At 42.3% G+C, this 12,673-nt stretch carries 13 protein-coding genes; 3 read left to right on the forward strand and 10 right to left on the reverse strand.

Going from position 1 to position 12,673, the window contains the following annotated elements:
• Positions 1-423 precede the first annotated feature (423 nt).
• From VLN09_RS00090 to VLN09_RS00135, 10 genes are all read right to left on the reverse strand, one after another.
• On the reverse strand, positions 424-840 hold the full coding sequence (locus VLN09_RS00090; protein WP_325242907.1) for a F0F1 ATP synthase subunit epsilon: 417 nt from the start codon (positions 838-840) through the stop codon (positions 424-426).
• Between the two features lie 104 nt (positions 841-944).
• Entirely contained in the window at positions 945-2,378 is a 1,434-nt protein-coding gene (gene atpD, locus VLN09_RS00095; protein ID WP_325242909.1) for a F0F1 ATP synthase subunit beta, read from the reverse strand.
• 38 nt (positions 2,379-2,416) lie between these two features.
• Positions 2,417-3,298, reverse strand: a complete 882-nt coding sequence (gene atpG, locus VLN09_RS00100) for a F0F1 ATP synthase subunit gamma (RefSeq protein WP_325242911.1) — start codon at positions 3,296-3,298, stop codon at positions 2,417-2,419.
• Positions 3,299-3,528: 230 nt separating this feature from the next.
• Positions 3,529-5,073: a F0F1 ATP synthase subunit alpha gene (gene atpA, locus VLN09_RS00105; RefSeq protein ID WP_325242913.1), complete on the reverse strand. Its 1,545-nt coding sequence runs from the start codon at positions 5,071-5,073 to the stop codon at positions 3,529-3,531.
• Between the two features lie 91 nt (positions 5,074-5,164).
• The gene (locus VLN09_RS00110; RefSeq protein ID WP_020444434.1) at positions 5,165-5,788 is read right to left on the reverse strand and encodes a F0F1 ATP synthase subunit delta; all 624 of its coding nucleotides are present in this window, start codon (positions 5,786-5,788) and stop codon (positions 5,165-5,167) included.
• A gap of 13 nt (positions 5,789-5,801) precedes the next feature.
• Positions 5,802-6,272, reverse strand: coding sequence for a F0F1 ATP synthase subunit B (locus tag VLN09_RS00115; RefSeq protein WP_011281283.1), 471 nt, complete (start codon positions 6,270-6,272; stop codon positions 5,802-5,804).
• Positions 6,273-6,389: 117 nt separating this feature from the next.
• Entirely contained in the window at positions 6,390-6,638 is a 249-nt protein-coding gene (atpE, locus tag VLN09_RS00120) for a F0F1 ATP synthase subunit C (RefSeq protein WP_010197960.1), read from the reverse strand.
• Between the two features lie 33 nt (positions 6,639-6,671).
• Positions 6,672-7,538: a F0F1 ATP synthase subunit A gene (gene atpB / locus VLN09_RS00125; RefSeq protein WP_011514638.1), complete on the reverse strand. Its 867-nt coding sequence runs from the start codon at positions 7,536-7,538 to the stop codon at positions 6,672-6,674.
• A 680-nt stretch (positions 7,539-8,218) separates the two neighbouring features.
• On the reverse strand, positions 8,219-8,617 hold the full coding sequence (locus tag VLN09_RS00130) for an ATP synthase subunit I (RefSeq protein WP_011514639.1): 399 nt from the start codon (positions 8,615-8,617) through the stop codon (positions 8,219-8,221).
• Between the two features lie 319 nt (positions 8,618-8,936).
• Positions 8,937-9,872: a metal ABC transporter solute-binding protein, Zn/Mn family gene (locus VLN09_RS00135; protein ID WP_325242919.1), complete on the reverse strand. Its 936-nt coding sequence runs from the start codon at positions 9,870-9,872 to the stop codon at positions 8,937-8,939.
• 280 nt (positions 9,873-10,152) lie between these two features.
• Between VLN09_RS00135 and VLN09_RS00140 the strand changes: the two genes are divergently transcribed.
• From VLN09_RS00140 to VLN09_RS00150, 3 genes are all read left to right on the forward strand, one after another.
• Complete coding sequence (locus VLN09_RS00140; protein WP_325242921.1) at positions 10,153-10,674, forward strand: Fur family transcriptional regulator; 522 nt, start codon at positions 10,153-10,155, stop codon at positions 10,672-10,674.
• 58 nt (positions 10,675-10,732) lie between these two features.
• Positions 10,733-11,464 carry a metal ABC transporter ATP-binding protein gene (locus VLN09_RS00145; protein ID WP_325242923.1) on the forward strand — a complete coding sequence of 244 codons (732 nt, stop codon included), beginning with the start codon at positions 10,733-10,735 and terminating at the stop codon, positions 11,462-11,464.
• A 74-nt stretch (positions 11,465-11,538) separates the two neighbouring features.
• Positions 11,539-12,372: a metal ABC transporter permease gene (locus VLN09_RS00150; RefSeq protein ID WP_325242925.1), complete on the forward strand. Its 834-nt coding sequence runs from the start codon at positions 11,539-11,541 to the stop codon at positions 12,370-12,372.
• The last annotated feature ends 301 nt before the right edge of the window (positions 12,373-12,673 follow it).

Below are 12,673 nucleotides of genomic sequence, written 5' to 3' on the forward strand. Positions count from 1 at the left end.
CGCAGCACAGTATACTATTAAACCTGCAGCTTCCTATACTATAGCTTATAGTCGTTAACAAAACCTATAAACTACGACCATCAAAACTTTAATTTACGTCCAAAAATCATGTCTTTTATCATAGTCAAAAAACATCAAATAACTTTTATTCACTAGCGAATGCCTTGTTGTTGCTGAAACTCTAAATCGTCGATTTCATCATTAAAGGAAGCACATAAAATGGCTCACCTCTATAACTTATCAAACCAATTTCTAACCCTTAATATAACCATATATTGCTATTGTTGCTAGTGGCTTTTCCACTAAAAGCTAAAATCCGTTGCTTGCAGATAAAATCATCAGCCATAAAAAAACAGCCCATTAAGGACTGTCTTTTCATTATTGATTACAAAAGCAAATCATTACCCTTGCACACAAAAAAGATTAAGCACGATTTTTGTACTTACGGATGGTCTGTAGCTGAGCGACAGATTCCGCCAATGATGCTAAAGCAGCATTGGTTTGTACGGTATCAGATTGGTTAACCAGCATTTGCTCAGCTTTTCTACGTGCTTCGACGATTTTGCTTTCGTCAAGATTGTGTGCACGCATGGCAGTATCAGCAAGTACCGTCACCATTTTTGGTTGTACTTCTAGCACGCCACCTGACACATAAATCACTTCTTCTTCGCCATTTGGCGTTTGCACACGCATTGCACCTGGCTTTAGCAAAGTAATAAGCGGGGTGTGACCTGGCAATATACCAATCTCGCCTTCGGTACCACTAGCTATTAACATGCTAATTTCGCCTGAATACAACTCTTCACGAGCACTTACGACGCGACATTGTAACGTTGCCATACTTAATTCCTTACTATCAAAGCGCGATCAAAAACGCAACACGTTACTAAAAAGTAGATATAAAGTTTATATTACACCTACTCGTTAGCCAATACCAATACAACTTACGCTGCAGAAGACTTCATTTTTTCAGCTTTAGCAACGACTTCGTCGATGCCGCCAGCCATATAGAAGGCTTGCTCTGGTAAGCTGTCATATTCACCAGCAATGATTGCTTTAAAGCTAGCAATGGTATCGCGTAGTGGAACATATTTACCAGGTGCACCAGTGAATACTTCAGCAACGTGGAATGGCTGTGATAAGAAGCGCTGGATTTTACGAGCGCGATAAACGACTAGTTTATCTTCTTCTGATAACTCATCCATACCCAAAATCGCGATGATGTCTTTCAGCTCTTTATAGCGCTGTAGAATTTCCTGAACACCACGAGCAACGTTGTAATGCTCTTCACCGATAACTAATGGATCAAGCTGACGTGACGTTGAATCTAGTGGATCAACCGCAGGGTAGATACCTTGTGAAGCGATATCACGGCTTAGTACCACAGTTGCATCTAAGTGAGCAAAGGTAGTCGCAGGTGATGGATCCGTCAAATCATCCGCAGGTACATAGACTGCTTGTACAGAAGTAATAGAACCTGATTGCGTAGAAGTAATACGCTCTTGGAGCATACCCATTTCTTCAGCAAGTGTTGGCTGATAACCAACTGCTGATGGCATACGACCAAGCAATGCTGATACTTCAGTACCGGCTAGTGTATAACGGTAGATGTTATCAACGAATAGCAATACGTCACGACCTTTGCCAGTAGCAGGATCTTTGGTATCACGGAAGTATTCAGCCATGGTCAAACCAGACAGTGCAACACGTAGACGGTTACCCGGTGGCTCATTCATCTGACCGTATACCATCGCAACTTTAGATTTGCTAAAGTCTTCAGTGTTGACAACGCCAGCTTCTTGCATTTCGTGATAGAAGTCATTCCCTTCACGCGTACGCTCACCAACACCAGCAAATACTGATAGACCTTCATGCTTAAGCGCGATGTTGTTGATCAATTCCATCATGTTGACGGTTTTACCAACACCAGCACCACCAAACAAACCAACTTTACCACCTTTAGCAAACGGGCAAAGTAAATCGATTACTTTAATACCAGTTTCTAAAAGTTCAGTACTGTTTGATTGTTCTGCATAGCTTGGCGCTTCGCGGTGAATTGACCAGCGCTCAGATGCTTCTACTGGACCTTCTTCATCGATAGGACGACCAAGAACATCCATGATACGACCTAGCGTACCAATACCGACTGGCACAGAAATTGGGCCACCAGTATTAGTAACTGGTAGGTTACGCTTTAGGCCTTCAGTAGAACCCATAGCAATCGTACGTACGATGCCATCACCCAGCTGTTGCTGTACTTCTAAAGTAGTTTCGGTGCCATCAACTTGCAAGGCATCAAAAATCTTAGGTACTTCATTACGGTTGAACTCAACGTCAAGAACCGCGCCAATAATCTGTACAATACGACCGCTACTCATTGCGTTCTCCTTGAAATTCTATATATAGGTGTAGTCAATTATGAAACAGCAGCAGCACCGCCAACGATTTCCGAGATTTCTCGGGTAATCGCCGCTTGACGCAGCTTGTTATAAACCAACTGTAAATCGTTAATTAGGTCACCAGCATTATCTGTCGCCGCTTTCATCGCAACCATACGTGAGGACTGCTCAGAGGCAATGTTTTCCATTACCGCTTGATAAACAATCGACTCAATATAACGGCCTAGCAATTCATCAATCAATGTTTTGATATCAGGCTCGTAGATATAATCCCAGCTAAGTTCTGTCTGAATGCCACTCTCTTCTTCACCAAACGCACTGTCTGGTAAAGGTACCAACTGATTGACAGTCGGCTTTTGGGTCATTGCATTGACGAACTTGTTATAAACCACATAAATGCGGTCTATTTTACCGTTAGTATAATCATCAAGCATCGCTTGAACCGGTGAGTTTATCTGCTCAAAAGTAGGTTTGTCACCATAATCAGTCACTGCTGCAGTGACCTTGCCACCAAAGTTTTTAAAGAAGCTGACACCTTTAGAGCCAATCACGGCAAATTCGGCTTGTACAGACTGATCTTGATATTGCTGAATACTTTTTGTTAATGCTTTGAATAAGTTGATATTCAAACCACCCGCTAAACCACGGTCAGATGTGATGACAATATAGCCAACTCTGTCGACTGGACGGGTTACCATATACGGATGTTTGTAATCTGATGAGGCATGCACCAAATGCGAAATAACCCGGCGCATACTATCAGCATACGGGCGACCCACTTCCATGCGCTCTTGGGCACGGCGCATTTTACTAGCGGCTACCATCTGCATAGCGCGAGTAATTTTCTGGGTACTTTTAATACTGGTGACTTTGGCACGTATCTCTTTTAAGCTTGCCATAATGATTCCAATATAAGAGGGTTAAAAAGCATGGGCGTATGCAACAATCGTTCAATCTAAAACACTAAAATGTCAGAATAATGTCTTTACATCTTGTGGCATGACGCAATCTTAGACCGATGGTGGTTAGCATAGTGGCGCTGCTGTCTGAATAAAAATCTCATTAGACAACGCGCCACTGTAGCATCTCTAAACGAGCGCCCTAACCAATTTCGGCTTAACCCGTTAAATTAATAACTGTGATTTTGTTTAAAAGTCTCTAAAGCTGACTTTAAACGACCTGCGATATCATCGTTATAATTCGCAGTGTCATCAATCTCTTTCATTAAGTCGGCTTGCTCATCATGCATATAACGTAAGTAAGCTTCTTCAAAAGAACCGATTTTTTCAACTGGTACGTCTGCTAAGAAACCTTCGTTTGACGCGTAGATAACAGCGGCTTGCTCAGAAATAGACATTGGCTGATATTGCTTTTGCTTCATCAGTTCAGTCACACGCTCACCATGATCAAGCTGTTCACGCGTTACATCATCAAGATCTGATGCAAACTGAGCAAATGCTGCAAGTTCACGATACTGAGCTAGAGCGGTACGGATACCACCAGACAGTTTCTTAATAATCTTAGTCTGAGCTGCACCACCAACACGCGATACCGAAATACCAGCGTTCACAGCCGGACGGATACCTGAGTTAAATAGGCTTGATTCTAAGAAAATCTGACCATCAGTGATTGAAATCACGTTGGTTGGTACGAATGCAGAGACGTCACCAGCTTGAGTTTCGATAATCGGTAGCGCGGTTAAAGAACCCGTTTTACCAACCACTTCACCATTGGTGAATTTTTCTACGTACGCCGCGTTTACGCGTGATGCACGCTCAAGTAAACGTGAATGTAAATAGAATACGTCACCAGGATAGGCTTCACGACCTGGCGGACGACGTAATAGTAGTGAGATTTGACGATAAGCGACTGCTTGTTTTGATAAATCATCAAATACAATCAGTGCATCTTCGCCGCGGTCACGGAAGTATTCGCCCATCGTACAACCTGAATACGGTGCGATATACTGTAGTGCTGCTGGCTCTGACGCTGAAGCAACGACAACCGTCGTATATTCAAGGGCACCAGTTTGCTCAAGTTTACGTACCACGTTAGCAATGGTAGAACGCTTCTGACCGATTGCAACATAGACACACTTAATGCCAGATGATTTCTGTGCAATAATCGCATCGATAGCCATCGCGGTTTTACCCGTCTGACGGTCACCAATGATAAGCTCACGCTGACCACGACCGATTGGAATCATGGTATCAACAGACTTATAACCTGTCATTACTGGCTGATCAACTGACTGACGATCGATAACGCCTGGGGCGATCTTCTCAACTTTGTCAGTCATTTTGGCATTAATAGGACCTTTGCCATCAATAGGGTTACCTAAAGCATCAACAACACGACCTAGCAACTCAGGACCTACCGGAACTTCAAGGATACGACCAGTACAATAGGCTTTTTGACCTTCTTGTAGTTTTAGGAAGTCACCCAGTACTACTGCGCCAACAGAATCACGCTCTAAGTTGAGCGCCATTCCGTAGACTTCACCTTCAAACTCAATCATTTCGCCGTACATGGCATCTTCAAGACCATGAATCTGCACGATACCGTCAGATACTTTGACAATCGTGCCTTCATTCTTTGCAGTTGCACCCGCATCAAGGTCTTGAATGCGCTGCTTAATCAGGTTACTGATTTCCGCTGGATTCAATTGTTGCATTGCCTTGTTTCCTTTAATTTATGATAACCCGCCACTGACGTAAATGCTCTTATATCACGCATGCTTGATTAAGCTACGTTAATGATTGGCATTAGGCCGTTAGCTGTGTTTTTAACTGTTGTAACTTGCCGCGCATCGAATCATCAATGACTTTGTCACCGACTTTGATCGTAACGCCTGCCAAAAGACTAGCATCCACCGATTCATGAATCACTACGCTAGCATTTAGCGAAGCAGCAAGACGTGCTTGCAGCATATCACGCTGATCATCGGTTAATGGATAAGCAGAGGTCACATAAGCGTCAAGCTGCTTTAAGCTTACTGCCTTGTGACGGCGATAATGCTCATAAACTTCAGGAAGCAGTGCCAGACGCTCTTGTTCTGATAACTGTTTAACGAAGTTACTAAATGCTACTGATACTTTTGGATAGCTGGCATTGCTGTCAGGGCGAACCCCTTTATTTGCATCTAATAACTGCTTAAAAGCAGAATCATTAGCGCTAGCTACTTGTGTATCATAAAGATCGACCAAAGCAGCTGACTTATGCTCAGCAGAAACAGCTGGATTGTCTAGCCAAGTACTGAACGACTTGTCATTGACAACGGTGGCGGCAACAAACAAGAAGTCTTCCCACTCATTTACTGCCCCGTTTTCATTGGCATAGTCAAACGCGGCTTTAGCGTACGGTCGTGCTAAGGTTGATAAGTCAGCCATTATATCCTCACAATTACAGCTTCGCCGCCAGTTGGTCTAACATGCTGGCATGTTTTTGCACATCGACTTTGTCTTGCAAAATCTTTTCTGCACCAAGTACCGCCAATTCCGCAACTTGGGCACGTAATGATTCACGCGCTTGATTGATTTCTTGGTCGATTGCCGCTTGTGCTTGTTGGCGAATGCGCTCGCCTTCCACTTGGGCTTGCGATTTTGCATCTTCAACAAGTTGATTGGCGCTTTTGTTTGCTTGCTCGATCAGAGCAGCAGCTTTAGTCTTTGCAAGATCAAGCTCCTGCTGTACATCTCGCTCCGCGGTCGCCAAATCTGCTTTTGCTTTTTCTGCGGCATTTAAGCCTTCAGCAATTTTACGCTGACGGTCATTAATAGCGCCGATAAGTGGTGGCCACACGAATTTCATGCAGAACATCACAAAGATTGCAAAAGCAATGGCTTGACCGATGAGGGTAGAATTGATATTCACGTGATCACCTCTTTGTTAATGAAAAATCAGTTTCATTGATCATATTTGATAGCCAAACTTTGGCTATGGTTAAGATACAAACTTTGACTACCAAACATTTACAACTGAGCTTTCTGATTAACCTGCTAGAGGGTTAGCGAACAACAATAGCATAGCAATACCAACACCGATCATCGGAATAGCATCAAGAAGACCTGCTACGATGAACATACGAGTTTGCAACTGTGAACCAAGTTCTGGCTGACGCGCAACACCTTCTAGGAATTTACCACCTAGAATAGCAAAACCAATACCTGTGCCTAGTGCACCTAAACCGATAAGTAGTGCTACTGCGATAACTGTGTAACCACCTAATACTGGATCCATGGATGTATCCTCATTTACCTATTGAATGTCTAATTAATGTTCAGTTGATGATGCAAGTGACATATAAACTATCGTCAGCATCATAAATACGAACGCTTGAAGTGTAATAATTAAGATGTGGAAAATAGCCCACGGTACTGATAACGCCCATTGAATCCAAAACGGCATTAGGGCAATCAGTATGAAAATCAACTCACCAGCATACATGTTACCGAATAGTCGTAAACCTAAAGAGATAGGCTTGGCTATCAGAGTAACAAACTCTAAGATAAAGTTGATGGGTATTAAAATAATTTGTACGATAGGATTTTTGGCACTAAACGGATGCAGTGTTAGCTCGCCAACAAAGCCGCCTAAACCTTTTTCTTTGATACTATAAAACAGAATCAGTATAAAGACAGAAAAAGACATGCCAAGCGTGATATTAGGATCCGTGGTTGGAACAATCTTAAAGTACACATGATGTGGATCATGTCCCATCAGTGCGCCGATTTGGCCAGCAATCATAGGGATAAAGTCGACGGGTAGTAAATCCATCAAGTTCATTAAGAATATCCATACAAAGATAGTCAACGCCAGAGGCGCAATCAGCTTTGAGGTACCACTATACGAATCACGAACGTTGTTATCAACGAACTCAACGATCATCTCAACCGCAGCCTGAGTTTTACCCGGCACGCCTGAAGTGACTTTCCTAGCGACCATCCAGAAGATGGCGCAGAAAACAATGCCTAGACCAATTGACCAAAGCATAGAATCAAGGTGGATAGCTTTAAAGCCCATTGCACTAGCTTCTTCAGCATTATAGGCAACTTTCCAACCTTCGCCCGGCAGATAGCCGTACGTCCAGTTCGTTAAGTGGTGAGAGATATATTCTGTTGTTGTTTGCTCGCCTGCCATAATGTCAGCTTCTTATTAATCAACGATTTAATCAACTACCAAAAATATGGTTGTCATCTGATGAGATTTTAGTCTGTCTATCTGCCTTGCAACAAAGCAAGCAAATGAATCATGCTAACACGCTCATGTAACCAATAACATCCAACCCATAGTTCTATGACTCATGCTGATTTGATAGCGTAAGATAAATTTTAGCTATCAAAAAAGGGCTTATAATAGTTCAGTAATAGCCCTTTACATGTGTACGCAAAATTCTTATGTACATGTTTACTTATTGCCGTGTTTTCACAGTCGGCGCTCAATACAGCGCTAGTAAGTAAAATATTTAGTTGCATATATTAATGCAGGGTTGTATTCGTGTAAAGTCAATTGTGACTTTTTTATCCGCTGTATGAATAAGTTAGCTGCTAGTGGCGTTTAACACCGTTGCTTTGCATCTATAATTAAATTGTAAGAATTTAATTATAGATAGTAGTAAAAGCCCATTTCGCGCTCCCCTACCCGCACATTACTGCACGCTACCCTTATATCAAACGCTCGTATCACGATAGTTGGTACTGTCCTAAGACAATTATTATGCTTCGACTTTCTAAAATCAGTCATAGAGAAGCTGGACGGCAGGGTGACTTGCTAAGCGCAATGAATACTGTAACTATGTATGTAGTTATCATTTATTAACACTAGCGTATATGCCACAACATCCAACTGTGACTAATTTGCATTACCATAAAACCGATAAACAGCGCTGGCGCTGATAGGGGTTGTACGGTAATAAAAATTAGTGCGAAACCAAACACAGTCAATAGCCATTTGGCCATCTGACCCCGATAAAGCTGGCTAACAATATGTAAGCGCGCACGATAACCGGTATACCAAAAGATAAAAAAAGCAAAGACCGCTTGTGTGGCAAAACTCAGCAAGGCACCAATAGCGGTACTTTTTGCAACAGTTAGTGCGCTATGCAGCCACATCGTATCTACAAGCCAAGCAATAATAATAAGGATAAATAGTATCCATGCTTGACGTTTGATATAAATGCCAATCTTATCTTTCTGTGTGCGTTTGGCAGGCTTGGTCATGGTATTTCTATAGCCTTAAACATTTGGATTATATCGCTATCTAATATCATTGCGACACTATTATCCGTGAATGGCTCACTCTACAGATGTTACCTTTTAACCAAAATTAAACGCCACTTATTATAAGGAGCGAACTCTTTTTAAGCAAGTAAAATCTGATATTTGTTAAGCAAGTGAATTGCAGTTGTCAACCATGCTGTCTAAAAAACACCATTTATTCGTCTATCAATAAGCCCATAATTACCTTAAAGATAATTATGGGTTATTTCAAAAGATTATAAGCGCATCACGTAATAACTTTTTGCAAGATACAACGATTTTATGAAATACATTGGTGAATTTGCTGCGCCATCGTTTGCCATCCACTGACAAAGTCTTTACTGTTGCTCATGTCTTCTAACTGAACAGTATCTCGAACGGGCTGTAGCTTGGCAAGCAAACCTTTAGCAGGCGCACTTGGACTGACCAGACACATCTGTTTAGCTGGGCGCTGCTCATTAAGCCAACGTAGTTGACTGGCTTTTGGTGCCAAATGATCGTCAGTACTTAAGCTACCAATTAGCTGTAGATTGGCGCTGCTCTCTATATATTGATAAGCGTCATGATAAGCCCAATACGGCAAAGGTTTTTGCTTAGCATTAAGGTTTAACTTTGCCACTGCTGCATCCATACGTTGGGCAAATTTTTGCGCATTGGCATGATAAAGCTTTTTATATTGCGGATTAGCATGACTATGAATGACAGCAAGGGCGCGAGTAATGGCTTTGGCATTGTCAGGGTCGAGCCAAATATGCGGATCTAACGTACCAGCGATAGGCTTGCCTTTGATATCGCGCAAGGGATGACGCTTAAACGCATCAAATTTAAATAAAGCAATAGAGTTGGGTGCGTTGTTCAAGTTTGCTGCCAAATTATTTTCTAGTGACTCACCAAACCAAACGACAAAGGTGCTGTCCTGAATCGCCTTTATATCACCTGGGCTGATACTGCCATGATGCCCCACCTCCCCTGCTTGTAGCAACTGCTTGGCAGGGGGGGCGCCTTCAGTAACCGCTTGGCTTAACAAAAACAAAGGATAATTACTGACACTCACAGTTGCTGCTTGAGCAGGTAGCGCCAAAAACCCTAACATCAATAAGCTAGCTATTAAAAAATACTGCTGTATTAATTGCTGCATCTTATGCAAAAGGTTCTTTTCTTGAACGTTTAAGTTTTTATCTAAAATGGTCGTGGCGTTATAAGCATTGGCAATCATGCGTTATTGATCCTATTAAGTCATTGAACTGCGATATTTTTAATATATTATATTTACAATGACCATTATGTTATACTATAACATTATAAAATCACACTTTTATTTTTCATTTTAGTGATTCTATTTTTGCTAATCGCAACCAATCATATAAAAACGATATTGATTAAAAGTAATGGCAAATCTGCGTATTGCCCGTATCATTTGCCGTTATACTAGGCAGCGTTTTATAAACTCTGCCTGTTTGCCACACTTACTCAGATTGTTTTTAGGAGTTTTTGCTATGCTGATCACTTCATCGACCTGTGAGCATGTACACGATGTGCAAGATTTTACGCCACAGGATGTGACCGAGCGTCTAAAAGCTGCAAAAGAGCAGTCTTGTATGCGCGGTGTGCGTTTTACGCCCTTAAGACAGCAGATATATACGCTGATATTGCAAGCCAATAAGCCAGTGGGTGCTTATGATTTAATCACTCAATTACAGCAAATGCGACTCTTAGATAATGAAAATGAACTTACTGGCGCAAAAAATGTCGCGCCGCCAACCGTCTATCGAAGTTTGGAGTTTTTGTTAAGTGAGGGTTTGATTCATCAACTGACTTCTATTAATGCGTATGTACCTTGCTGTCATCCGCGCGCTCATCATACGGCAGCCTTCTTAATTTGTGAGCAGTGTCAGCGTGTACAAGAATGTAGCAGCTTACCCATTCAAGAGATGATGAGCTTTGCTGAGGAAGATATCGGCTTTACCGTTGCTCGTAGTGTGATTGAGCTAAGCGGTCGTTGCCAAGCTTGTCAGTAGACAATTAGCTTACTCTTATATTTAAACCTATCTCCCTATCCATATGCGCGGTCATCTGATGAATAATACAAGTAAGCTGCTGAACTTAAGTAATGTCAGCTACTATATTGGTCAACAACGTTTGCTCTCTAATATTAATATCGACATTGCGGTCAATGAGACGGTAAGCGTTATTGGTCCTAATGGTGCTGGCAAGTCGACACTGGTTAAGCTTATTTTGGGTTTGATTGAACCGACAGCTGGACAGATAACACCGTACCAGAATTTACAGATAGGCTATGTGCCGCAGCGATTTTCTGTGCCACCAATACTACCATTGCGCGTCAGCGACTTGTTAGCGCAAGCCCATAAAAAACGCCTAACGCCTGAGCAGCGGCAGTTTATATTTGATAAATTATCATTGACCCATCTACTATCACGGCAAATGCTGCATCTATCGGGCGGTGAAACCCAACGGGTATTATTGGCACGGGCGTTATTAGATAAGCCCAATTTATTGATTTTAGATGAACCGATGCAGGGTCTTGATCCTGATACTGAGGTTTGGTTGTATCAGTTTATCGATGAACTACCGGATTTTTTACGCTGCGCCATGCTAGTGGTATCTCATGATCTGCACTGGGTTATGAAAGGTAGCCGAAGGGTGATTTGTTTGAATAAGCATATCTGTTGTGAAGGACGGCCAAGCGAGCTTGCCATCAGCAGTGAGTTTCAGAAACTATTCGGTCATCATTATGAGCAGCCGTATGTCCATCAGCCACATGCCTGCGAGCATCACGCACCCAGTTAAATACAATAAAAACCAACTTGCTTAAAGCAAAAATTGCCTTATACCCTTTTTATAAAAATTTACGGATATGTATTATGACTGCTTGGTTAGCCATTATTGCACCTGCATGGATTGCCGGTAGTATCTTAGCATTGCTTTCAGCGCCTTTAGGATGTTTGGTGTTGTGGCGACGTATGGCTTTTTTCGCGGATGCGTTGGCACATGGCACACTACTCGGTGTGGCACTGGCAGTATGGTGGCAGCTGCCCATGGGCATTGGTATTGCATTGGTCAGTGTGATGGTGGTATTAGGACTGGTATTGATTGATGATGAGCGCTTACCAGCCGATGCGGTACTAGCAGTGGTTGCCGTATCCTTACTGTGTTTGGGACTATTAACTTTAACCCAGCTAACCGATCAGCAAGCAAACGTCTTAGGGTTCTTGTTTGGTAACTTGCTTGAACTTGATTGGTCAGATTTACCCTTAATTGCGGGTAGCGTACTGGTAGGATTGGCGCTGCTTATTTATATATGGCCAGCGCAAATCAAACTGGCAACCCACGAAGCATTAGCACGCATACAGGGTATTAATCCCACTCGCCAGCGCTTGTTTTTCATGGGCGTATTGGCAGGGTTCTGTGCGATTGCTTTGCAAGCAGTTGGCAGTTTGTTAATCAGTGGCTTATTGGTATTGCCAGCGCTCACTGCCCGTCTGTGGTCAGCGTCACCAAAACAGATGGTCATTATCGCGCTGTTTACCGCACAGCTTGGAGTGACGCTCGGTGTCTGGGGCAGTATTTGGCTTGATATCCAAACCGGATTATCCATTGTCTTAGTCTTAGCCAGTATGTTCTTTACCGCTTTAATCGTCTCAAAACTGACTACCTCAACATCGATATTGGTAAAGTTTTGGTCGCCACGCCGTTAGCGAATCCAACCCATTAATTGCCCGTTATCTTATTTTTCTACTTTTATGGCAAATACAAGATTAAAAATAATACGTGTTTTATCTTAACCGAATGATAGCGTATACAGTCACGGTTCTCTCCCTCTCATCTATTTTTCTCGCCTTTATAGAACTTTATGTCATTAATATTACTAGAGCTTTTATGCGATTTATGCTGTAAAATTTCCTTAATGCTATCAATTTGATAGTTCATTGCATCTAAAGATGTTTCAGCTACCTATAAGGCACTTTATGCAGGAGTGGATACACCCTCTTATCAGTC

The sequence above is a fragment of the Psychrobacter sp. genome (genome assembly GCF_035469765.1).
Lineage (GTDB): Bacteria > Pseudomonadota > Gammaproteobacteria > Pseudomonadales > Moraxellaceae > Psychrobacter.